The following is a 23,478-nucleotide window of genomic DNA, read 5'->3' on the forward strand; positions in this document are numbered from 1 at the left end:
CGCGCTCAGCGGGCGCGGTTGCGGTAGACGAGGATCACCGGCACGCCATCGGGTCCGGCGATGTGATCCGGGCTCGTGGTCCCGAACGCGACCCACGCCTGGTACGCCTGCCCCAGCATGTGCTTCTCGTGGTGGTAGAGGGCGAAGTCCGCGCCCGCGACCGCCCCCACGCCGCGGATGTCCTCGCGCAGGCGCCCGTCGCGCAGCAACATCTCCCACGCCGGGCCCGCGGTGTCGTGGATGTACACCGTCCCTCGGGGTGGGACGTGCTCGTTGAGGTACGCGACGACCGCGCCCGTGGTGTACCCCCAGAAGGTGCGGTTCAGCCCGAGGTTCGCCGCGCCGGGCGCGCCGCCGACCAGCGGCGTGTAGCTCGAGAGCGCCCACGGGTGCGCGTGCAGCGTCTCGGCGATGGGCGCCGCGACCACCGCCGCCCCGAGCAGCGCCGGGACCAGCGGGCCGCGCGCGAGCGCGGCCGCGCGCGCGGCGACGCCGGCGCGCGCGCGCCGGGAAAGCAGCAGCGCGCGTAGACCGGCGCGCGCGCGCCGCACGGCGGCGGAGAACGCGGCGCCGGCGAACAGGGCGATGAACGGGTAGGCCGTCATCCAGTGCTTCGTGCCGCCGAAGATCGGCGTGCTCGTGGAGAGCCAGGCGCCGTACACCGCGGCGATGGCGAGGAACCAGAGGAGCGCCGTGCCGCCAGGGTCGTCCGCGGGCGGACGGAGCCGCGCGGCGAGCGCCCGCTCCGCGGCGAGCGCGAGCCTCCCGCCTTCCGGGGCGAGCCGCGCCGCCGCGCACGCGAGCGGAACCAGGAGGCGCTCGCGCGCTGCCGCGCAGAGCCCCGCGGCGAAGAGGACCAGCGTCACGACGGGCACCGTCGCCGCCGTCATCACGGGCGCGTAGGCCCTCGGCATCGGAGGCGTCCAGTAGTTCCGGCCGAGGAACTCCATGTTGTAGTACTCGTGGTTCAGGTGAAACGACGCGTACTCGCGGAGGCGCGGGAGCGTGTCGCGCCAGATCCACGGCCAGAGCGCGTAGAAGACGAGCGGGCCGATCGTCGCCATCGCAGCGAGCGCGGCGAGCGCTCGCCGGGCGCCTCCGGGCCGCGCAGGCGACGCCGCGGCGGCGGCCGCGGGCGCCGCCCTCGCCGCGCTCGCGCGCAGGGCGATCCGGTCCCTGAGCGCCATGCCGGCGGCGTGCGAGACGCAGACGATCGGCAGGAACCAGGAGTTGTGCTTCGTGTCGAGCGCGAGGCCGAAGGCGACCCCGGTGAGCACGGGCCACAGCGCGCCGCCGTCCCGCAGCGAGCGCCAGTAGGCGTAGGCGCACAGGGCCCAGACGGTCACGATCGGCGCGTCGAAGCACGCGAGGTGCGCCTGGTAGAAGTACCGCGGCAGCATCGCGAAGAGCACGGCCGCGGACGCGCCGGCGAGCCGATCGCGCGCCTGTGTGCCCCAGAGGTACACGAGCGCCACCCCCACGCCCGACAGGACCATCGCGGGGAACCGGTAGCTCGTGCCCTCCATGGCGAAGAGCCCGAGCCGCTTCTGCAGGACGAGGTTGGAGAGCGCGAAGAGCGACTTGATGAGGCCGGGGTGCTCGTGGTTCACCGACCAGGCGGCGTCGATGCTCCGCGGATCGAGCGCCGCGCGCGGCGCGTCGAGGAGCGCCTGGAACCACGCTCCGTAGCGGTCCGCGGCGAAGAAGTAGAAGCCCTCGTCGCGCGCGTAGCCGAGATCCCCCGCGGTCGCGAGCAGCAGGGCGACGTACGCCGCCGCGAACGCGAGCGCGATCAGGCCGTCGGCGGGCGCGAGGGGCGCCGGGCGCTTCATCGGGTGTCCGCCTCGAAGCAGTAGTGGCGGTGCGTGAAGTCGGCGGATCTCACGGCGAACTCCACCTCGGCCTCGGCCGCGCCCGCGTGGGCGCCGAGCGGGAACTCGAACGCCGCCCACCCGTCGCCGTCGGCGTGCGTCGCCTCGCCCACGGCCTCGCCGTTCACGCGCACGGACAGCGTGACCGGCGCGCCCCGCCGCTCCCGCTCGATGATCCAGTACATGCCCGCGTGCCCTCGGATCACCGAGCCGAGCGGGACGCCGCGGAAGCGCGTGACGATCTCGCCGTCCCTCGGCGGGTGGGACCAGATGCACCGGCGGGGGCGGAACTCCTCGTCCGCGATCACCGTGACGCCCACGTTGAAGAACGGGCCGCCGGGGCACTCGAAGCGCTCGGCGGGGAACGTCGGGTTCCCGCCGAGCCCGCCGGCGGCGATCCGCGCGCGCGGGTTCCAGCGGCACGCGGCCGGAGGATCCGTGACGCGCACGTCGGCCGACGCCGGCGCGACGTTGTCGACGAAGTCGTAGGCGACGCGCGCGGGCGACGGGTTCACGAGGCGCCGGAGCACGAAGGGGCCGCGCTCCTGCCGCGCCTCCTCGCGGAAGCCCGCGAGCTCCTCGGCGCGCTGGCCGAGGACGCTGATCTCGACCGCGGCCGCGTAGCGGCTCTCGTCGGGCCGGGCGGCGTCGCGCAAAGGCATCAGCGCGTCCCCGAGCGCGCGGCGCGCCGCCGGATCGGCCCATCCGGGCGCGACGACCACGAGATCCCCGGGCTGCTTCATCGCCGCGAGGGGCGCCTCCACCTCGCGCCAGGCGTCGAAATCCGGAGCTCTTTCGCTGAAGTAGACGTGCGCCACCAGCTCTCCGAGGCCGAGCGCCGGCAGGCCGAGGAGGGCAAGCAGGCCGAGGGCGCGGCGCCGGCCGTGCGCGCTCGTCGCCTCGTCCGCGGGCGAGGCGGTCTCGCGGGGTTGTGCCGGGATCACGGAGAACCCTACGGCTCGATCGCGTAGACGACGCTGCCGAGCGGCATGCGCTGCATGCGCTCCTCGATCACGCCGCGGAGCGCCTTCCAGGCGCCGGCCTTCTCGACGTACGTCTCGCGGAGGCGCAGCGCGCCGGCCTTGTCGCCGCGCGCCTTGATCCCGAGCACCGTCCTCGCGAGCGCCTCCGCCGCGGCGGGCAGCTTGTCCGACTGGATCGAGAAGCACCCCTTGTCCGCGCCGTTCGCCGCGGTCTCGCCGCGGTGGAAGGCGATCGCTCCTGCGTCGAGCAGGCTGCCGAGCTGGATCGCGGCGAGGTGACCATACGGCCGCGGCTCGCCCCCCGCGGTGTACATGCCCTGCCCCACCTGCCCGAGCGCCCAGATCACGTCCCTCACCTCGGACATGCGGGCGAGCGCCGGGTCGAGGACGCCCTTCTGCGCGAGCCAGCCGGTGAAGAAGAGCGCGCCGGTCTGGGCCTTGAGCTCCTCGAGCATCGAGGCGAGCGGCCCGCCGAAGAGCTCGTCGTCGGTCTTGCCCTGCACCTTGTAGCCCTGCGCCGGGCCCAGGTTGTGGGCCGCCTCGTGCAGCACCGTCCCGAGCGCCGCCACGGGGCGCTCGAGGGAGACGCTCTCCATCGTGGTCTTGCAGAGGAGCGACGCGGCGGCCTCCCGGAGCGCGGCGCGGCTGTCGTCGTCCTGCAGGAGGTTCACCATGACCACGGTGCGGCCGCGGCCTTCGGTCGCGACCGGCCCCCAGTTCGGCAGGCTCTGCCCCGACGTCCCGCCGGTCGCGGCGCGCGACTCGCCGGCGTTCAAGAGGACGTCGATGAAGTCGGGCAGGTGGAAAGCGACCCTGCGCGCCCTGTACGGCGCGCCCGCGAGGCCCGCGAAGGCCGCCTCCATGTCGGACTTCACCGGATCGAGCTTCTTCTGCCAGGTCAGCGACTCCTGGTTGATCCGCGCGAAGCTCACGTGGAAGCCCGCCTTGCGGCTGCACGGCTCCCAGTAGGTCTCGTCCGGCCCCACGCGCAGGTACCACGCCGAGTTCTCGGCGTTCATCTTCGCCCACGGCTCGTCCGCGAGCTCCCAGCGGTTGTCGAGGAACGCCTGCGACGCCGCGAGCAGGTAGGCCTTGAACGCCGCCTCGCTCGGGCTCTGGATCGCCTCGGCCGCCGCCTTGAGCTCCCGGCTCACCGCTTCCATCTCGGGCTTGTAGGCCTCGCTGTAAGGCACGGCCTTGAGGGCGCCGCGCTCCTCGACCACCACGGTGAAGGGAGAGAGGAGCGCCTTCTGATCCGGGCGCGCCTCGAGCGCGGCGCAGAACTTCTTGTCCTGCTGGAGGCGCGCCGGATAGACGCCGGTGACGCGGGGCGGCTTGCTCGGCAGCGCGCTGCAGCTCGGATCGTCGCGCGTCCTGGGTTGCTGGCACCAGGGCCCCTGGTTGCGCCAGAACAGCGCCCGGCTGGCGGGGTCGTCGGCCGGGATCTGGTCGGCCATGCCGGCGGAGCCGAGCTGCTTCGCGTGGATCTGCTCGATGAGCTCGGCCACCTTGAGCAGGTGGCCGACGATGGCGCGATCCTCGGCCGGCGCGCCGCGGAAGTCGGCCCGGAGGAGCGAGGGGCGGCCGGCCGCGAGCTCCGCGAGGACGGCATCGCGGCGGCGCACCTCGGCCTCGTCGAGGCCAGCGCGGAGGTGGCCCTCGGCCTTGACCTTGGTCATCGCGGCATAGGCCGACGTGAACGCCGGGGTGAAGGCCCCGGAGGCCACCCAGGCCGGCGCCGGGGCGTGATACCAGAGGGCGGAGACCTCGTCGGGGTCGACGGCGCCCGAGCCGTTGCGGTCGGCGATCCAGAACAGCGGGAGATCGAGCTCCACGGCGATGCGGTTGAGCTCGAGGCGGGGGATCTGATCGAAGCGCGGGGCCTGGGGCGCGGCCTGGGTGGGCGCGGGCGCGGGTGGCGCGGCCGGCGGCGGCTCGGCCGGCAGAGGGGGGTGCGGAGCCGAGCAGGCGGCGCCCGCGGCGAGGGCGGCGAGCCCGGCGAGCGGGGCGCGGCGGGACGGCGGGATCGAAAGGGAGATCTTCATGGCTGGAGCTCCGAGGGGCCCTTGACCTGCGAGGCGCGCGGGGCGGCCGGGAGGCCAGCGAGAGCGAGGAGGCGCGCCGCGAGAGCGCCCGGCGCCCTGGTCGCGCCGCGAGAACGCCTCCCCGCGCGATCGGCCGCCGGACTGCCAGACGCGCAGGAGCGTAGATCAAGGACGCCCGGAGAGGGGGTGTTTCTACGCGCGGGTAGGAAGGAGCGTTGTCCGGCGGCGCGGGAGCGGCCTCATGCGGAGGGACGGACGGCCGCCGCCCTGGGCAGCCGCTGCCCGAAGACGCCTGCCAGGAGCTCCCCTGCCCCGTAGTAACAGAGATAGCCGGCCAGCACGAACTTGAGAGGCACCGCCGACGCGGGCAAGAACAGCAGGACGAGGCCGGTGAGCGTCGAGCCAACACCCACGACGAAGAGCCACCTCGACTCCACCATTCCCTTGAGCACGATCGACGCCGCGACGCGCAGCGCGCCGGAGATGAACGCAAAGAACCCCACGAGGACCACGAACATCTCGACCACGTCACCGCGACGGAGCACGACGAGGCCCAAAAGGAGGCTCGCCACGCCGCGCACGCGGGAGAGGAGACGCCGGATGGGCGGCTCCCGAAGCGCACCGACGAGCGACAGGGCGCCATCGGCGAGCGCGTAGGCGGCGAAGGCCAGGACGAGCAGGCGCCACCCCGCGGAGGACCCCTGACCGACGGAGATCATCAGCGCGCCGGCGCCCACGGAGAGCGCGAGGGCGCCTTGCGCGATGAGGATCCATCGGGAGCGCTCCGGGCGCGTCGGCTTCGGAAAGATCGTCCTCGCGGCGGCGAGGGCCGCGGCGACCGGGCTCTTCTTCGCCGCACGTGCGCGTTCGGGCTCCGCGTCCGGGAGCACGAGGGGCATCGCGCGCTCGACGGCGCGACCGTCTTTCCACTCCAGATAGCGGACATGTCCGTCCGGAGAGATGCGAAGGAACGAGTTGAGAGGCCCGGCCCATGAACCGCTGTTGAAGTACCAGTCACCGATGGAGCCTGCCTTGTGGGTGTGCCCGAGGACGGCCACGTCGTATGCGCCCGTGTCGAGCTCCGCGCGGACCCCGACCACGTGCTCGCCGAGCCGGTCCGGGTTCTGTGCCGGCGTCAATGCCCCGCTGGGGGACGGGTCCCTCTCCGTCACGCGCTGGCTCATCGTCGCCACGGTGCGTTTCCAGATCGTCAGTATCGAGTCGCCGAATTTCTCGAGGACGTCCTCCACGCTCTCGCCGCCCTTGAGGTGAGGAGAGCCGTTCTCGTCCTCGGCGACGCCGGCGAGGATGGAGAACATGCGGCCGAAGCCAGGCTCGTCCCCGGCGTTGAACGGATCGGTCTCGTGCCCGTGGCAGAAGCGGAACCGCTTGCCGCCGAGCTCCCGGGTGAACGGCGCGCGCATGCACGCGAAGAAGGGGTGATTGAGGAGGTCCGTCTCGATGAAGTGCACGAGATCGACGTCGTGGTTGCCGGGCACGTAGACGAGCCTCAGCGCGGCGAGCTGGTCGAGGAGCGCCCGCCGCTTCACGAACAGGAGGCTGAGGTTCATCTGCCAGAGCTCGAAGAGGTCGCCGAGGATGAAGAGCTCGCCCCCCTCGCTGCCCACGTGGTCGAGGAATGCACGCAGCTGCGACGCCTTTTTGCCTGCCTCGAAGTTGTCGCGCGCGCCGCCGTCACCGATGTGCAGATCGCTGATGACGAAGATATCCCTGGCTGCGCCATCCATTGCCCTGCTCCAGGGTGGAGCGATCCCGCCGTGAGCGGCGGCCGCGTCCCCCACCCCGCGCGCGTCGCAAGCCGCGTGCCGCGACGATGCGCGGGAGGGCGAGCGCCGGGCGAGCGGACGGCTCGGCCGGCATCGACCCGCCCGCCGGCTCGCCGCAGCTCGGAGCGCGCGAGCGCCCCCGGGCGGTCACTCGCACAGGGCGGTGTCGACGAGGCCGAGGACGTCCATGTACGCCTGCTCGGCGCCCTCTTCGCCGTACACGAAGTACGGCAGCACCGTGATCGCGACCGTGACGGCGCGGCCGTCCTCGGTGACGCCGCCGCGGGTGTGGAAGCCGGGGATGTCGCCGCCGTGGCCCCAGACGAGGCCGCCGCAGCTCAGCGGGGTGCTGACCACGCCGAGCCCGTACCGGGCGCCGGGCCACATCGCGGGGGCGTCGACCGTGGCGCGGAGCTCCTCGAGCTGCGCGGGCTCGACGAGCTCGCCGCCGAAGAGGGCGGTGTAGAAGCGGTTGAGATCGCTCGGGGTCGCGATCACCTGACCGGCGGCCCATCCCCATCCCGGGTCGAGCTCGGTGATGTCTTGCAGCGGCTCGCCGGGCACGTCCGTGTGATAGCCCTTTGGATGGCACCCGCGGATGCGCTGGTCGCCGACGCCCGGGAGGTAGGTGTTGCGCAGCCCGATGCGCTCGATGATCCGGCGCGTGATCTCCTCGTTCAGAGGGCGGCCGGTGACCTTCTCGACGATCATGCCGGCGAGGACGTAGTTGGTGTTGCTGTACGCCCATTCGCTGCCGGGGGCCTTCCCTGGCTGCGCCAGCGCCATGTCGAGCAGCGCGTGGGGATCGACGTAGGTGTGCTGGATCTTGAAGACGCCCTCGGCCAGGAGCACATCGTCGTAGTCGGGCAGCCCGCTCGTGTGCTGCAGCAGCTGCCGCACCGTGATCTCGCGTCCGTCGATGCCGTCGCCGCGCACGAGGCCCGGCAGGTAGGTCTCGATCGGCGCGTCGAGGTCGACATCGCCCTCGCCGACGAGCTGGAGGACGACCACCGCGGTGAACGTCTTGCTGTTGCTGCCGATGCGCACTTGCCCGTCGACAGGCACCTTCGCCTCGGTCTCGAGGTCGCCGACACCGGCGGTGTAGTGACGGGTCTGCCCGTCGCGATCACCGACGGCGACCAGGACGGCGGGGAACTCGAGGTCGCCCACCAGATGATCGGCGCCTTGCTGCACCGGATCGTCGGGATCGGTGTTGGCGCCGCTCGTGGAACCCTCGGTGCACTCGCCCGACGGATCACCTCCCCCGCCGCTGCCGGCGTCCTCGCCGCCGCTGCCGGCGTCCTCGCCGCCGCTGCCGGCGTCCTCGCCGCCGCTGCCGGCGTTCTGGCCGCCGCTGCCGGCGTCCTGGCCGCCGCTGCCGGCGTCCTGGCCGCCGCTGCCGGCGTCCTCGCCGCCACTGCCGGCATCTCCGCCCACGCCGGCACCGCCGCCGGTGTTCTCCGGCGTCCCACCGGCGTCGGAGCAGCCTGCGAGCAGGGCTGAGGACCCGAGCAGCGCCGAGACGAGGACCATCGAGAAGACGCTTCGCAGGCTCACCTCTGCTGCGCTGGCAGCCCGGGTTCTCGGAGAAGTGAAATGACGGTGCAGAGATCTCATGATCGGCTCCTGGTCGCATGTGGGTGCCCTCGGTTCACCGCCGTGAGCCGGCGGCTTGCGCCGCCGGGCATCGCCGCGTTCATCGGAGAGCGCCGCTCGTTTTCGTAACGCTGTTCCCGGACTCGTGAGGTTCGTTCATGCCTCCTACGAGTCTGTCGTAAGAACTCATCCTCTGGATCGTGCCGACGCGGCGGTCGTGACCACCGGCGCGGGGGCGCGCCCGGGGCTCACTCGCACAGCGCGGCTTCGGCGAGCGCGAGAACGTTGGCGTACGCGGCGTAGGCCTCCTCGAGGGTGTGGACGCTCGGCACGGCGGAGGGCAGCGCCGTGACGGCGACGGTGACGGCGCGGCCGTCCTCGGTGACGCCGCCGCTGGTCTCGTAGCCGAAGATGTCGCCGCCGTGGCCCCAGAGGACGCCGCCGCAGCTCAGCGGGCTGCTGCTCAGGCCGAGCCCGTACCGGTAGCCGGGCCACATGCTGGAAGCGTCGACGGTCGCGCGCATCTCCTCGAGCTGCGCCGCGTCGAGGAGCTCGCCGCCGAGCAGGGCGGTGAAGAAGCGGTTCACGTCGCTCGGCGTGGAGACGATGTTTCCGGCGGCCCCCGCCTGGGACGAGTCGAGCTCCGTGACGTCGCGCAGCGGCTCACCGAGCGCCGCGTGATAGCCCTTTGGGTGGCACCCCCGGATGCCCTGCTCGCCGACGTCGGGGATATAGGTGCTGCGCAGGCCGATGCGCTCGATGACCCGCCGGGTGATCTCCTCGGCCAGAGGGCGGCCGGTGACCTTCTCGACGATCAAGCCGGCGACGATGTAGTTGGTGTTGCTGTACGCCCATTCGGCGCCAGGGGCCTTCCCCGGCTGCGCCAGCGCCAGGTCGAGCAAGGCGCGGGGCTGGAAGTAGGTGTGCAGGGCCTCGAAGACGTCGTCGCCCAGGGCCAGCGCGACGTAATCGGGCAGCCCGCTCGTGTGCTGCAGCAGCTGCCGCACCGTGATCTCGCGGCCGTCGATGCCGTCGCCGCGGACGAGATCCGGCAGGTACGTCTCGATCGGCGCGTCGAGGTCGACCTTGCCCTCGCCGACGAGCTGCAGGACGACCACCGCGGTGAAGGGCTTGCTGTTGCTGCCGATACGCACCTGCCCGTCGACAGGCACGCTCGCACCGGTCTCCAGATCGCCGACACCGGCGGTGTAATGACGGGTCTGCCCGTCGCGATCGCGGACCGCGACCAGGACGGCGGGGAACTTGTCGTCGCGCACCAGGCGGTCCGCGCCTTGCTGCACGACGTCTTCGGGATCGGTGTTGGCATGGAGGGTGGGATCGCCGATGCACTCGCCTGACGGGTTTCCTCCGCCTCCGCCTCCGCCGCTGCCGGCGTCTTCGCCGCCACCGCTGCTCTCGTCTCCGCCTGCACCGCTCTCGGCGCCACTGCCGCCCACGCCGCTCGCGGCGTCCGTCGTCGCCGGCGCCCCGCTGCCGCCGGAGCAGCCCGCGAGCAGGGCTGAAGACCCGAGCAACGCCGAGACGAGGACCGTCGAGAGCACGCTTCGCAGGTGCATCGATGCTGCGCGGGCGATCGACGTTGTCGGGGAAGCAAAGCGATGGTGTGGAAAGTTCATGATCGGCTCCTGGTCGTGTGCCGGCTCCCTCGAATCACCGTCGCGGACCGGCGGCTCACGCCCCCGGGCATCGCCACGTTGCTCGAAGAGCGCCGCTCGATTTCGGAGCTCTGTTCCCGGCCTCGTGAGGTTCGTTCACGTCCGGAGACGAAAATTCTCTTCAGGACGCGGCCGATGGTGGGTGATGAACGTTTCAGCGCTCTCCGCGCCGTCGCACATCACCGCGGCAGGTTCCCCATCGACCTCGCCGCAGCGCAAGGACGGGTGGTCTTCTTCCGCCACGCTGACCGCGGCGCGCTCAACTCCCGTTCGTGAGGGGGGCTTTCAGGACCCCTTTGGTGTTCCGCGCCGCGCCGCACGCGCGCTTTCGGCCGCGCGCGGCGCGGTAGGCTGCGCGCCGTTCACGGCGACGCCGCGACGGCGGGTTGAGAGACGGCGCCGTGGTTGCCGTCCTCGCCCACATCCTCGCCGCCGCCAGATTCTGCCTCGACCTCTTCGCTCACGTCGTCGACAGCGGTGCTCGACACGCGCGACAGGAGCTTCGGGGTCACCTCCTCGAACGCGTCGCCATGGAAGTAATACCCGATCTTCCGGAGGTCGGCGTAGCGACGGACCAGGAGCGTCCAGAGCCGGTCGCGCATCGTCTCTGCCTCGCCGCGCTGCTTTGCCGCGGGCCGGCGGGCCCCCTCGGGGGTGAGGGTGTCGAGCAGCCACTCGCTCGCTTCCCGCAGCTGGTCGAGCTCCTCCTGGCTGAACGGGTGCTTTCCGCGGAGCGCGACCGCGTGCTCCTCGTAGAGGTGGGCCAGCGCCATCCCGTCGCTGGCGAGATCGTACTTGCCGCTGCCGGCGCGGATCTCGGCCACGACGTCCTTCGGCAGGAGCCCCCGTTTTGCCAGGGTCTCGGCGAGCGTGAGCATCGGCTCCCGCAGCTCGATCACGACCTTCAGCTTGGCCTCGATCTCACCGGAGCTGGCCGGCTTCGCCGTGACGCGCGTGGCGGCGAAGACCAGGGCCCGGCCGAGGTCCGGCAGCGCGAGCACGTCGTCGAGCGGCAGCTCGGGCAGCGCCTTCCGGATCCGCGCGGGATCCGCGCAGGCGGCCTGGACGCCGCGCTTCACGTTGGCGAAGGCGATCCGCACATCCGCCCGACAGACCTCGACGTCGCGGTCCGGGAGCGCCATGGCCTGCGGGGCAAAGCGCTTGTAACAGGCGTGGTAGGTTGTCTTTGCCGTGGGAGCCGCCGTGGGCGCCTTCCCGGTGTGTGCTTGTTGGGTCTTGGCTTTGGCCATCTTGGGAACCTACGTCCAGGCGAGCGCGACGGTAGGTCACAGCGCCGCCGGATGTGTGCTCGGAGGAGCGCAGGATCTCGACGTGACGGCGATGGGGCTGCGGAGTGAGGCGCCCCCCGTGACCACGGAGCCCGGGGCGGGTGTGTATGGGGTCACGTAGTGTCATTTCGTAGGCCGATCTGTAAACGACGGGATACACCTAGTGTCATTTCGCAGACCGATCTGTAAACGGCGGGACACACGTAGTGTCACCCGGCAGGCCCTCCGGCCTACGATCGGACATGCGTAGCGGCGCCCGGTACGACGCTGCCGAGTCACCCCTCTGCCGCCGTCGCGACCTGGGCGAACGGGTCTCGGTAAATCTCGTCGACCGACAGAGCGCACCCGACCGCCTCCAGATGCGCGCCCTCTCCGGCGCGAGCCTCCCGGAGCGTCCACGAGTCGTCCTCGTTGCGGTGAAACACCTCGATGCGCTGCTCGTACCGCGTGACAAGCACGTACTCCCGGAGCGAGGGGATCCGCCGGTAGTGCGCGAACTTCTGCCCACGGTCGTAGGCCTCCGAGCTCTCGGACAGGACCTCGACCAGGACGATCGGGTTGAGCGCTGCGTCGTTGTCCGCGAGATCGCGCTCGAGCCTCCCGCAGACGACGCTGACGTCAGGGTACGTGGAGAGCCCGGTCGCCTGGACCCGGATGCGTAGATCGGCGGAGTAGACCGCGCAGGGCCGCCCGCGGAGCTGCGCCCGGAGCTCGGCGCCGACGCTCGCGCACAGGCGCGCATGCTCCGGCGTTCCGCCGATCATCGCGAAGATCTGGCCGTTCCGGAACTCATGCTTCGTCGGGCTCGCCGGCTCCTGCTCGAGATATTCGGCGTACGTCCAGATACGCTTGCGCGCCGGCTCGTTCATGGTCGAGGCGAGTATGCCACGCGGGCTCCTCCACGAGCCAACGGAGCTGTGAGCCTCCTCTTAGGACAGGTCGTCGCCCCCCCCCGCCCGCCCACGTCGGCTGCGCGGCCCGCAGCGCCTGCTGCTCCTCCTGATGATCCCGGTACGCCTCGATCACGGTGTAAGCCGCCGCGGCCGCCGCCAACGCGCGGCCCTGGGGCAGGGCGCGGCGACCGGGGGCGGCGCGGCGTAAGGGCCGGCCGGCGCCTGGACGGCTCGCACACGCAGCCCGCCAGGGCGCGGTCCACGAGCACGAAGGCGGACGTCCCCATCCCGAGCGAGTAACAGGAGCTGGCACAGTGGGTCGGCCCGCGCTCCGCGGATTCGAGCTCAAATCCCCGCGAGCTCGGGGGCTTCACGGGCCGTCCTGCCCGAGGGCGTGCCGCCGTGTTACCCTGTCGCCGTGTCTGATACGGCCGGTACCGAGATCGAGCGGTCTACCTACGCCCTGGAGACCCTCTACGAGCATCAGGATCATGATTTCGTCATCGACACGGTCCCGCACGTGATCGCCTGGCTGGCTGGCCGCGGCGAGCCGCAGGATCAGCAGCCGTTCCTGTTCCAGATGGGTGTCGTCCGCCCGAGCGGCGCCGAGCCCAGGTCCATGGAGCTCATGCTCGGTTGGAGCACGGAAGCGCTGGAGAGGCGTGACATCGATCTGCTCTCCAAGATCGCGCGGCTACGCTCGGGCCGCACCGTGGATCGCGAGCGCATCACGGAGAACGCGGCCTATGGGCTCGCGCTCGTCGCCATCTCGGCGCTGATGCCAGGAAGGCGGGTGATTACCATGTGCAAAGGGGAGGCGCCGGACTTTGTGCTCGACGCGACCCCAGGGGCGCTCCGCGGCGTCGAGGTCGCAGGGCGGTCGTCAGGCGGCCTTTCGGCGCTCCGTGCGGTCCGCGTGGAGAAGAGCGCCCGGTTGAATGCCAGAAACGACATCTCCGAGGTCCACCTCTCGCTCTGGTGCGCGGTCCCGCGCGTTAGCGAGCTTTACCAGGTGAAGCCATGAAAATGCACGATGGGTACCTCGCCTTGCTGGCCTCCGGGGGTAAGCGGAAGCTCAGGGCCAACTCGCTGCTGGCCTATGGAGACGAAGAGAGCCGCTTCGAGGCAGCCGTGCTGTTTCACGAGGCGGCCGACATCGAGAGACGCGCGCTCTCGCTCCTGGAGGATGTCGAGCCCGAGACCCGCCTGAGGGCAGCGGTCGAACGGTGCGCATGCCTGGTCATGGGCTTCGACGTCGTGGAGGCAGCGCGCGCCTTCCGCGAGGTGGAGGAGGCCAGCGCGGCCGTGCCTCAGGAGACCGCAGACGCGCACCGGGATCGGCTCGATCGTCTGTACTTCGCCGCGCGGAAGGATCTCACGGAAGTCCTGAAGCGAGCGCCCGTACTGACCTCATCCCGGTTCCGATGGGAGGAGATCGCCGAAACGGACCGGCCGCGCGCGCGCGCCGAGCTCGATACGCTCCTTCAACGCTTCCCCGGCGAGTCGACGTTTCATCTCGTCGATGCCAGGGCAGCGCTCGACGAGCGCCGCTTCGACGATCTCGGCCGGGCCGTGCGACGGGCACACCGGCTGTGCCCGGACAACCCGCTCCTCCGGGCTTACCTGCTCCTCGTGACCGCCCAGTCCATCGCCTACCCCGGCTCCGCAACGACGCGCGAGGAGGCCGAGGCCGAGCTGGACAGGACCTATCAGGAGCTGAACCGCGAGGCCGCGGACGGCGTCGTCTATCTAGGCTTCATGACGGCGTCCCTGGCTGCGTTCCTGGCCGCATTCTACGCGGGTGAGGATGCCGCCGAGGTTCACGGCGAGCGAGCTCGCTGGGCCGCGGAGATCGGAGCGCAGCGGCGCTCGATCATCTCCGAGGACATCGGCAAGCACATCGAGGCGGCAAGGCCCCTCATCGAGCTCCTGACAACACAGCCGCAGATGCTGACAGCCATCATCGAGAGCACCCTCCGCGAAGCCCTCCTGAACAGCGACATCGGCCGAGCGTCGGGCGAAAGCCTTCGGCAGCCGAAGGCGGCCAGCCTGATCCAAGGGGTCATCTCACAGGCCTCGCGGTGGCTGACGCCGAGCGCAGAGCTCGCGGAGCTCTCGGAGCTCGCGCTCGCGGCCTAGGCGCGCCGCCGCACGCGCGAGCTCCCCCTCAGGGCCGCGCAGCTCACCTCGGCCGCACGGCCCGCCGCCGGACCGGCCATCGCGACGGACCCTCGCTATCGCTCTCCTCATCGCGATCCCCGCGCCCCTATCCTCGGCGCCATGCCCACGATCCAGAGCACCGCCGAGATCGACGCCGCCTCGGACGAGCTCTTCGCGCTGTCCCAGGACTACGATCTCCGGCTCGAGTGGGACCCGTTCCTCCGCGAGATGCGCTACCGCGACGGCGCGACCGAGCCCGCCGTCGGCGTGCGGGTGTGGGTGCGGGCGAAGAACGGGCTGTCCATGGAGGCGCGTTACATCACCCTGAACCCGCCGGAGCAGGTGGCCATCACCATGGTCGAGGGGCCGCGGATCTTCCGCCAGTTCTCGGGCGCATGGCTCTTCAAGGCGCTGTCGCCGCAGCGGACCCGCGTCACCTTCCGCTACAACTTCACCGCGCGCCCGCAGGCCCTCGCCCCGGTGCTGGAGCCGGTGATGGAGGCCGTGCTGAGGCGCGACATCGAGCAGCGCCTCGCCGGGCTCAAGCGGAGCGCCGAGACGACGGACATCCTGCAGCGGCTGCCGCCGCGCGCCCGGCCCTCATCCGCCTAGCCGCGCGAGCGCCTCCCGCGACGCTCCGGCCCCGGGGTGGCGCAGGCGCGCCCGCAGCGCCGCCGCCTCGGCGAGCAGTTCCCGCCCTCGCGCGCGCTCCCCGCCGCGCGCCGCCGCCGCGCGCGCCACGCCCGCCCAGTGCAGCGCGTCCGCCCTCGCCCACGCGTCCTCGCCCGCCCACGCCACCGACGAGTCGGCGAGCGCCGTCGCGGACGCCGCCGCCCCCGCGCCGCGCGCGAGCGCGCACCGCGCGGCCACGACCGCGAGCCGGGCGCGGAACGGGCCGAACCCGCACGCTTCGGCGACATGCAGCCCCTCCAGCGCCTGCCGCGCGCCGTCGTCGAGCCGGCCAGCGGCGAGCGCGATCCGCGCCGCGAGCTCGTGGCACCGCAGCGCGACCTCCACCTCGCCCGTCGCGGCAGCCCAGCGGCGCGCCTCGTCGAGGTGCGCCCCGGCCGACGCGACGTCGCCGCCGCCGCCCTCGCCTCCGTCCAGCAGCGCGAGGCCGAGCAGCGTGTGGCCGTGCGCGACGTGCCCCTCCCAGCCCCTCCGCCTGCACTCGGCGATGTTCCGCTCCGTGGCCTCGCGCGCCTCGTCGCGGCGCCCGAGCGCGAGCGCGTGCTCCGCCTCCCAGAGCGCGCGGCGCGCCACCGGCGCGTCGCCCAGCGCCCGCAGGCGCGCGAAGCGCTCGCCCGCCGCGTCGACCTCCCCGAGGTCGTGCAGCACCGCGGCCAGCAGCGCCAGCGCGCGCACGGCGTGGACTTGGTCCACGTGGGCCGCGGCGCGACGGGCGCTCCCCGCGGCGCCGCCGGCGATCTCCGCCGACCGCTCGAGCAGGCGGCGCGCGCCGGTCAGGTCGCCCCGCAGCCGCTCCGTGTACGCCAGCGTGCGCAGGCCGGTCGCGATCGGGGCCGGGTCGGCGAGCGCCCCGGCGATCTCGTTGTGCGCCTCGTAGCAGGCACAGGCGAACGCGAGATCCCCGAGCGCGCCCGCGTAGAGCCCCGCGTCGTACGCGAGCGACGCGCGCACCCGCGCGGGCAGCGAGGCCGGCATGCCGCGGGGGTCGTCGCCGCCGGCGAACGCGCGCAGGATGCGGGCGCCGCGCGCCATGTCGCCGAGCTTCAGCCCGAGGTGCGCGAAGCCGCCGAGGGCGAGCGCGTAGATGTCGTACGCCTCGCCCGCGCGCCCGGCGCCGAGCAGCTCGGTGAGGATGGCCTCGAACGCGTCGACCGCCTCGCGCTCCCGCGGCGCCCGGCGCGGCGCCTCGTCGAGGCGCGGCGGCGGCGCGGCGCTCCCCGCGGCGTGGACGCGCTCCGGCGGCACGCCGAGCAGCGACTTGAAGTGCTGCCGCACGAAGGGGTGCGTCGAGTAGCAACGCTCGCCCGGGCGCGCCGCGAACACGAGCCCCAGCCGCTCGAGCCGGGCGAGCCCGCGCGCGAGCTCCGCGGCGCCCCACCCCGCCATGGCGCCCGCGATCTCCCCGCCGGCCCGGACCAGCTGGAGCAGCGCCTCCTCGCCCGCGCCGCCGGGGAACACCGAGAGGCGCGCGAGCAGGTCCCGCTCGCCGGGCGGCAGCGCGCGCGCGTAGGCCGACAGCACCGAGCTCAGGCGGCGGGCGAGGACGTCGTCCTGCTCGGCCTCGGCGAGGTGCGCCGCCTGCGCCGCGGAGAGCCGCCCCGCGTCGCCGCCGAGGAACGCGCCCACGTAGGAGCCGACGACGGCGACCGAGAGCGCGTGCCCGCCCGTCGTCTCGAACAGCGCGCCGAGGGCGCCGTCGTCGCCGCGGATGCCCCAGCGGCGCAGGAGCGACGCGGCGTCGCCCTCGCAGAGCGGCTCGGGCCGGATCGTCGCGAGCCCGCCCTCGGCCCAGGCGGACAGATCCGCGAGCTCGAAGCGCGACGTGACGAGCGCCCGCGCGCCGCCGAGCCCGGACGCGATCGCGCAGAGCAGCCGCCGGAGGAGCGCGTCGTGGAGCTCGCCGTGCGCGCGCCCGGCGCCCCCCTCGGCCTGCACGGTCTCGAGCCCGTCGAGCACGAGCAGGTGCGGCGGCCCCTGCCCCAGCGCCTCCTTCAGCCGCGCGAGCTGCTCTCCGGGCGCCGCCTGAGGCCCCGGCGCCGCCGGGCCCGAGGCGCCCGCGCCCGGCGCGAAGTAGGCCGCCGCCTGGTCGAGGAACGCCTCGGTCCTGGGGTCGTCGTAGAAGCTCCAGACGAGCACCCCGCCGGGCCGCGGGGCGTCGCCGAGCCCCTGGAGGAAGCGCTCGGCGATCGCGGTCTTGCCCGCCCCGCCGACGCCGAGGAGCGCGATCACCCGGGGGCGCGGCGGCGAACCGCCGGCCCACGCGGCGAGCCGATCGAGGATCTCCGCGCGCCCGACGAAGTGCCGCGCTCGCTGGAGCGTGTGCGCGTGCAGCGGGCGCCACGCCGGGGCGGGCGCCTCCGCGGCCTGGCTCGCCGCACCCGCTCCCTCTGCGGCGGGATCCGCCGCCGGCGCGGCTTCGGCTTCGGCCTCGGCCCCGGCGACGAGCAGCTCCGCCTCGGCGAGGCCGAGCTCGGCGCCGAGCCGCTCGATGATGCGCCGCCGGGACGGGCTCCGGACCGAGAAGCCGAGCCGCGGATCGTTGACGGCGCCCGACTCGTAGCGGCGGTAGGTCCGCACGTCGACGCCGATCGACGCGGCGACCTGCTCCTGCGTCAGGTCGAGATCGAGCCGCGCCCGCTGGAGGAGCGTGTGGTTGAAGCGGACCGCGGGCTCCTCGCCGCGGCCCGCCCTGGAGACCCGTGCCATCGGTGCGAGCGCTCGATCATCGGCGATGCGGCGCTCTCCTGTCCACCGCGCTGCCCGGTCCTGCCCGGTCCTGCCCGGGTCCCGCCCTTCCGGATCCGGTCCGCCCGGACCCACGCTCCACGCATGAGCACCCTGCACGCCGAACGGACCGCCCAGTGCACCGACCACACCGACGATCTCCGCATCTTCACGGTGACGAACGTCCTGTCGCCCGAGGAGTGCGAGGGCTTCATCGCGCTCGCCGAGGCGCGAGGCTTCGAGCAGGCGCCGATCGGAGGCACCGAGGTGATCAACCTCGAGGTGCGCAAGAACGGCCGCGTCATGATCGACGATCCGGACCTCGCCGCGAGCCTCTGGGAGCGGCTCGCGCCCTGGATGCCGCCGCGCTTCGGCCTCCACCGCGCCGTCGGGCTGAACGAGCGCTTCCGCTACTATCGCTACACCGAGGGCGAATATTTCAACTGGCACGGCGACGGCTCGTTCGTGCGATCCGACGGCGAGCGGAGCCTTTACACCGCGATGGTCTACCTGAATGACGACTTCGAGGGCGGCACGACCGATTTCTGGGGCGGCCGGAGCATCGCCCCGCGGCGCGGGATGGCGCTGCTGTTCGAGCACCGCCGGCTCCACCGCGGCGCCGCCGTGACACGGGGGAGCAAGTACGTCCTCCGCAGCGACGTGATGTACCGGCGCGGGTGATCCCAGCGCCGCGCGTGCGCCGGCGCTCGGCGCCTCGACGCCTCAGCGCGGCGCCGCGGTCGCGCCGGCGCCGAGCGCCTCGGCGAGGCGCGGCAGCACCTCGCCGGCGCGGGCCTCGATCTTCAGCGCGCCGAGCTCCTCGCCGCGCGCGGAGCCGAGGTTGATCATGGCGATCGGGGTGCCTCGCTGCGCGGCGCGCAGCACGAAGCGGTAGCCCGAGAAGACCGCCAGCGACGAGCCGACGACGAGGAGCGCGTCCGCGGCGTCCACGAGCGCGAACGCCGCGTCGACGATCGGCCGGGCCACGTTCTCGCCGAAGAAGACGACGCGCGGCTTGAGCGGCCCCTCGCAGCGGAGGCACGGCGGCGCACGGAAGCCCGCCACGCGCTCGGCGGGCAGGTCGGCGTCGCCGTCGGGGGCGAGGTCGGCCGCGACGCGCAGCCAGCCGGGGTTCTGGGCGAGGAGCCGCTCCTGGAGGGCGGCGCGCCGCTCCATCGCGCCGCACGCGAGGCAGGCGACCTCGGAGAGCGTCCCGTGCAGCTCGATGACGCGACGGCTGCCCGCGGCCTGGTGGAGGCCGTCGACGTTCTGCGTGATGAGGCCCTCGAGCTGCCCCGCGTGCTCGAGCCGCGCGAGGGCGCGGTGGGCGGGGTTCGGCTCGGCCCTGGAGAACCGCTCCCAGCCGATCACGGCGCGCGCCCAGTAGCGCTGCCGGATCTCGGCCGAGCGGGAGAACTCCCGCCCCTGGATCGGGTTCCGCGCGCGGCGCCGCGTCTCGGGCCCTCGATAATCGGGGATGCCGGACTCGGTGCTGCACCCCGCGCCCGTCAGCGCCACGATCCGCTTGCCGCGCAGGAGCGCGACGAGGTCGTCGAGCGGATCGGCCGGACGCGCTTCGCTGAGCGGCATACGCCCGGGTTGTGGCCCGCCACGGCGCGCACCGCCAGGCCAGCGTGTGTCGACCGCGCAACCATGCAACCGAGCATGCAATGAACAGGCAACCGCGCATGCAACCGAGCATGGAACCGAGCAACGGAGCTCCCCCACAACATCTCGCTTGACCGGCTCACTGCACCACCATATGTAGTGCCCATGTTGGTGCCTCGGGCTTCGGCCCGGGGCTCAAAAGGGAACCCGGTGTGAATCCGGGGCTGCCCCGCAGCGGTAAGCGAGAACGATCTCCACGACGCGCACTGGCCCTCGGGCTGGGAAGCGGTGGACCGTAGGAACCCGGCGAGAGCCGGAGCGCTCGTGAGCCCGAAGACCTGCCAACATCCTGCGCAGGGGAGACATCCGCGCCGGTTTGACCTGGAAGCCTCGAGGGAGGCGGGTAGGTCCGAGCTGGCGCAGACTCTCGCGCTTGTCCCGGTTCCGACCCCCTCCCGCGCTGTCTTCCTTTCGCCCGCGGGGGCGAGCGGTCGGTCCGAGGGCTCCTCCAAAGAGCCTGGCGCACCCGTGCGCATCGGCTGGCCTCTTCGCTCTCGCGGCATCGACGCGAGCGGTCCGGGACCGCTCGGAACGAGCACGACGAGGAGGATGCCATGCTGAACGAACCGTTGGTGAAGAGCAACGGCGCGGCGCCGTTGCGCGCGCTCCACGCACCCCACGCACCCCACGCACCCCAGGCGCCCGCCATGACGAGCGCCGGCGCGGAGGAGACGCCCCCGCACACGACGATGCGGGTGAAGAAGAGGAACGGGTCGAGCGAGCCCGTGGACGTCAACAAGATCGTCCGGGCGGTGAGCCGCTCGTGCGCGGCCCTGTCCGACGTGGACGCGCTCCGCGTCGCGACAAAGACCATCAGCGGCCTCTACGACGGCGCGACGACGCGCGAGCTCGATCAGCTCTCCATCCAGACGGCGGCGTCGCTCATCGCCGATGAGCCCCAGTACGCGAAGCTCGCGGCGCGCCTGCTCGCCACGTACATCGACAAGGAAGTCCGCAATCAGGAGATCCACGCCTTCTCGCAGTCCGTCGCCGTGGGGCGGCGGCTGGGCCTCATCAACGATCGGCTCCACGGCTTCGTGGCGCAGAACGCCCGCAAGCTGAACGACGCCATCGAGCCGGCGCGGGACCACGAGCTCGAGTACTTCGGCCTGCGGACCCTCTACGACCGCTACCTGCTGAAGCACCCCGAGACGCGCCTCGTCATCGAGACGCCGCAGCAGTTCTTCCTGCGCATCGCGTGCGCGCTGTCCGAGACGGCGGCGCAGGCCGTCGAGCTCTACCGGCTCTTCTCGTCGCTCGATTACCTGCCGAGCTCACCGACGATGTTCAACTCCGGGACGAGCCACGAGCAGCTCTCGAGCTGCTTTCTGCTCGACTCGCCGGACGATCACCTCGAGACCATCTACCAGCGCTACACCGACGTCGCGATGCTCTCGAAGTTCTCGGGCGGCATCGGGCTCGCCTACCACCGCGTGCGCTCGCGCGGCTCGCTCATCAGGGCCACCAACGGGCACTCCAGCGGGATCGTGCCGTGGCTCAAGACGCTCGACGCGTCCGTCGCGGCCGTGAACCAGGGCGGCAAGCGCAAGGGCGCGTGCTGCGTCTACCTCGAGCCGTGGCACGCCGACGTCGAGGAGTTCCTCTCGCTGCGCGACAACACGGGCGACGAGGCCGCGCGCACGCACAACCTGAACCTCGCGAGCTGGGTCCCGGATCTCTTCATGAAGCGGGTCGAGGCCGACGGCGATTGGAGCCTGTTCGACCCGAAGGACGCGCGCGATCTCCCCGATCTCTACGGTGAGGAGTTCGAGCGTCGCTACGTCGAGGCCGAGCGGGCGGGCCTCGCCAAGAAGACGATGAAGGCCCGCGAGCTCTACGCGCGGATGATGCGCACGCTCGCGCAGACGGGCAACGGCTGGATGACGTTCAAGGACAAGTCGAACCGCGCCTGCAACCAGACGGCGCTGCCGGGCAGGATCGTCCACCTCTCGAACCTCTGCACCGAGATCCTGGAGGTGACCTCGAACGAGGAGTCGGCCGTCTGCAACCTGGGCTCGATCAACCTCGCTCGCCACACGGCCACGCTGGCGGACGGCGCGGTCGCGTTCGACTTCGAGAAGCTCGCGCGCACGGTGCGGACCGCGGTCCGCCAGCTCGACCGCGTCATCGACCTCAACTACTACCCCATCCCCTCGACGAGGCGATCGAACCTCCGCTGGCGGCCCGTCGGGCTCGGGCTCATGGGCCTGCAGGACGTGTTCTTCCAGATGCGCCTGCCGTTCGACGCCCCGGCGGCGCGGGAGCTCTCCAGGCGGATCTCGGAGGAGGTGTATTACCACGCGCTCTCGACGTCCGCGGACCTCGCGGCGGAGAAGGGGCGGCACCCGGCGTTCGACGAGACGCGCGCGGCGCGCGGAGAGCTCCAGTTCGACGCGTGGGACGCCGTCCCGGAGGACGCGGCGCGCTGGGAGGCGCTCCGCGCGCGCGTCCAGGCCGAGGGGCTCAGGAACTCGCTGCTCGTCGCCATCGCGCCGACGGCCACCATCGCGTCGATCGCGGGCTGCTACGAGTGCATCGAGCCGCAGGTGTCCAACCTCTTCAAGCGCGAGACGCTCTCCGGGGACTTCCTGCAGATGAACCGCTACCTGGTCGCGGAGCTCAAGCGGCTCGGCGCCTGGAACGACGCGGTGCGCGCCCGGCTCAAGCTCGCGGAGGGCTCGGTCCAGGGCATGGACGAGCTGCCCGAGCAGATCCGCGCCGTGTTCCGGACGGCGTGGGAGATCCCGATGCGCTCGCTCATCGACATGGCCGCGGATCGCGGGGCCTTCATCGATCAGAGCCAGTCGCTGAACCTCTTCATCGAGAACCCCACCATCGGCCAGCTCTCGAGCATGTACTTCCACGCATGGAAGAAGGGGCTCAAGACGACGTACTACCTGCGATCGCGCCCCGCGACGCGCATCGCCAAGGCCACCGTGGAGGCGCCGCCGGACCGGACGCCCGGGGATGACGCCGCGCCGCGCCGCGAGGGCGGCTGGGTGCCCGCGCCGCCGGCGAAGGCGGCCGCGGACGTGGCGTGCGCGCTCGAGAACCCCGAGGCCTGCGAGGCCTGCCAGTGAGCCGCGTCAGCCGCCCCGCGCGCCTCCTGGATCCGGGCCAGTGCCTCACCCTGCGCCCGATGGCCTATCCGGCCTTCTTCGAGATGTACCGCTCCGCCATCAAGAACACGTGGACCGTGGAGGAGGTCGACTTCTCCACGGACGTGGGCGACCTGCGGAAGATGACCGACGCGGAGCGGCACCTCGTGCAGCGGCTCGTCGCGTTCTTCGCCACGGGAGACTCCATCGTGGCGAACAACCTCGTCCTCAACCTGTACAGGCACATCAACGCTCCGGAGGCGCGGATGTACCTGTCGCGGCAGCTCTACGAGGAGGCGCTCCACGTCCAGTTCTATCTGACGCTCCTCGACACGTACATCCCCGATCCCGAGGACCGCCACCGCGCCTTCGCGGCCGTCGAGAACATCCCCTCGATCCGCCAGAAGGCCGATTTCTGCATGCGATGGCTCGATTCCGTCGAGTCGCTCGGGCGGCTGGACACGCGCGCCGAGCGGCGGCGGTTCCTCCTGAACCTCATCTGCTTCGCCGCGTGCGTCGAGGGGCTCTTCTTCTTCGGCGCGTTCGCGTACGTGTACTTCCTGCGCTCGCGCGGCCTGCTCCACGGGCTGGCCGCGGGGACGAGCTGGGTCTTCCGCGACGAGAGCGCGCACATGCGCTTCGCCTTCGAGGTCGTGAGCACGGCGCGGCGCGAGGAGCCCGAGCTCTTCGACGCCGGGCTCGCGCGGTCGATCCTCGACATGATGGATGAGGCGATCGCCTGCGAGGCCCGGTTCGCCGAGGATCTCCTCGGCGCCGGCGTGGCGGGCATGTCGGCGCGCGACGTGCGCCGCTACCTGGAGTTCTGCGCCGACCAGCGGCTCGCCACGCTCGGCATGCCGAAGCGCTACGGGGCGAAGAACCCGTTCTCGTTCATGGATCTGCAAGACGTCCAGGAGGTCACGAACTTCTTCGAGCGCCGCGTCTCCGCGTACCAGGTCGGCGTCTCCGGGGAGGTCGTCCTGGACGCCTCGTTCTGA

Annotated in this window: 16 protein-coding genes and 1 riboswitch; of the genes, 6 read left to right on the plus strand and 10 right to left on the minus strand. The window is 72.3% G+C overall.

The window, feature by feature from the left end:
- Positions 1-5: 5 nt before the first annotated feature.
- The 8 genes from WMF34_RS19990 to WMF34_RS20025 form a co-directional block, all read right to left on the minus strand.
- Positions 6-1,832: an ArnT family glycosyltransferase gene (locus WMF34_RS19990; protein ID WP_437994208.1), complete on the minus strand. Its 1,827-nt coding sequence runs from the start codon at positions 1,830-1,832 to the stop codon at positions 6-8.
- Positions 1,829-2,815, minus strand: coding sequence for a hypothetical protein (locus WMF34_RS19995; RefSeq protein ID WP_437994209.1), 987 nt, complete (start codon positions 2,813-2,815; stop codon positions 1,829-1,831). The genes WMF34_RS19990 and WMF34_RS19995 overlap by 4 nt, the downstream gene beginning before the upstream one ends.
- Positions 2,816-2,823: 8 nt before the next feature.
- Positions 2,824-4,899 (minus strand): hypothetical protein, encoded by a 2,076-nt coding sequence (locus tag WMF34_RS20000; RefSeq protein ID WP_437994210.1) that lies wholly within the window; start codon positions 4,897-4,899, stop codon positions 2,824-2,826.
- Between the two features lie 239 nt (positions 4,900-5,138).
- Entirely contained in the window at positions 5,139-6,647 is a 1,509-nt protein-coding gene (locus WMF34_RS20005; RefSeq protein ID WP_437994211.1) for a metallophosphoesterase, read from the minus strand.
- Positions 6,648-6,833: 186 nt separating this feature from the next.
- Positions 6,834-8,243, minus strand: coding sequence for a serine hydrolase domain-containing protein (locus tag WMF34_RS20010; RefSeq protein ID WP_437994212.1), 1,410 nt, complete (start codon positions 8,241-8,243; stop codon positions 6,834-6,836).
- Positions 8,244-8,530: 287 nt separating this feature from the next.
- Positions 8,531-9,859, minus strand: a complete 1,329-nt coding sequence (locus WMF34_RS20015) for a serine hydrolase domain-containing protein (protein ID WP_437994213.1) — start codon at positions 9,857-9,859, stop codon at positions 8,531-8,533.
- 461 nt (positions 9,860-10,320) lie between these two features.
- Complete coding sequence (locus tag WMF34_RS20020) at positions 10,321-11,208, minus strand: hypothetical protein (RefSeq protein ID WP_437994214.1); 888 nt, start codon at positions 11,206-11,208, stop codon at positions 10,321-10,323.
- Between the two features lie 314 nt (positions 11,209-11,522).
- Entirely contained in the window at positions 11,523-12,116 is a 594-nt protein-coding gene (locus WMF34_RS20025) for a Uma2 family endonuclease (protein ID WP_437994215.1), read from the minus strand.
- A gap of 442 nt (positions 12,117-12,558) precedes the next feature.
- On the opposite strand from WMF34_RS20025, the gene WMF34_RS20030 reads away from it, so the two are divergent.
- The 3 genes from WMF34_RS20030 to WMF34_RS20040 all read left to right on the plus strand — a co-directional run bounded on the left by WMF34_RS20030 (position 12,559) and on the right by WMF34_RS20040 (position 14,912).
- A complete protein-coding gene (locus tag WMF34_RS20030; protein WP_437994216.1) occupies positions 12,559-13,164 on the plus strand; it encodes a hypothetical protein in 606 nt (201 codons plus the stop codon).
- Entirely contained in the window at positions 13,161-14,279 is a 1,119-nt protein-coding gene (locus WMF34_RS20035; RefSeq protein ID WP_437994217.1) for a hypothetical protein, read from the plus strand. Before WMF34_RS20030 ends, WMF34_RS20035 begins: the two co-directional genes overlap by 4 nt.
- Before the next feature lie 141 nt (positions 14,280-14,420).
- On the plus strand, positions 14,421-14,912 hold the full coding sequence (locus WMF34_RS20040; RefSeq protein WP_437994218.1) for a type II toxin-antitoxin system RatA family toxin: 492 nt from the start codon (positions 14,421-14,423) through the stop codon (positions 14,910-14,912).
- Here the strand turns inward: WMF34_RS20040 and WMF34_RS20045 are convergent.
- Entirely contained in the window at positions 14,901-17,696 is a 2,796-nt protein-coding gene (locus WMF34_RS20045) for a helix-turn-helix domain-containing protein (RefSeq protein WP_437994219.1), read from the minus strand. The two genes, WMF34_RS20040 and WMF34_RS20045, sit on opposite strands and share 12 nt — an antisense overlap.
- Before the next feature lie 123 nt (positions 17,697-17,819).
- Here WMF34_RS20045 and WMF34_RS20050 point away from each other — a divergent pair, with 123 nt between their 5' ends.
- Complete coding sequence (locus WMF34_RS20050; RefSeq protein ID WP_044965302.1) at positions 17,820-18,395, plus strand: prolyl hydroxylase family protein; 576 nt, start codon at positions 17,820-17,822, stop codon at positions 18,393-18,395.
- A 42-nt stretch (positions 18,396-18,437) separates the two neighbouring features.
- On the opposite strand, the gene WMF34_RS20055 is transcribed toward WMF34_RS20050, so the two are convergent.
- Positions 18,438-19,304 carry an NAD-dependent protein deacetylase gene (locus tag WMF34_RS20055; RefSeq protein ID WP_437994220.1) on the minus strand — a complete coding sequence of 289 codons (867 nt, stop codon included), beginning with the start codon at positions 19,302-19,304 and terminating at the stop codon, positions 18,438-18,440.
- A 170-nt stretch (positions 19,305-19,474) separates the two neighbouring features.
- Positions 19,475-19,682: riboswitch (cobalamin riboswitch) on the plus strand.
- A gap of 254 nt (positions 19,683-19,936) precedes the next feature.
- On the opposite strand from WMF34_RS20055, the gene WMF34_RS20060 reads away from it, so the two are divergent.
- Together WMF34_RS20060 and WMF34_RS20065 are read left to right on the plus strand one after the other, a co-directional pair.
- Positions 19,937-22,462, plus strand: coding sequence for a ribonucleoside-diphosphate reductase subunit alpha (locus WMF34_RS20060; RefSeq protein ID WP_437994221.1), 2,526 nt, complete (start codon positions 19,937-19,939; stop codon positions 22,460-22,462).
- 59 nt (positions 22,463-22,521) lie between these two features.
- On the plus strand, positions 22,522-23,478 hold the full coding sequence (locus WMF34_RS20065) for a ribonucleotide-diphosphate reductase subunit beta (protein ID WP_197539413.1): 957 nt from the start codon (positions 22,522-22,524) through the stop codon (positions 23,476-23,478).

This window comes from Sorangium sp. So ce145, from assembly GCF_051525985.1.
In the GTDB taxonomy this organism is placed as follows: Bacteria; Myxococcota_A; Polyangia; order Polyangiales; family Polyangiaceae; genus Sorangium; species Sorangium cellulosum_B.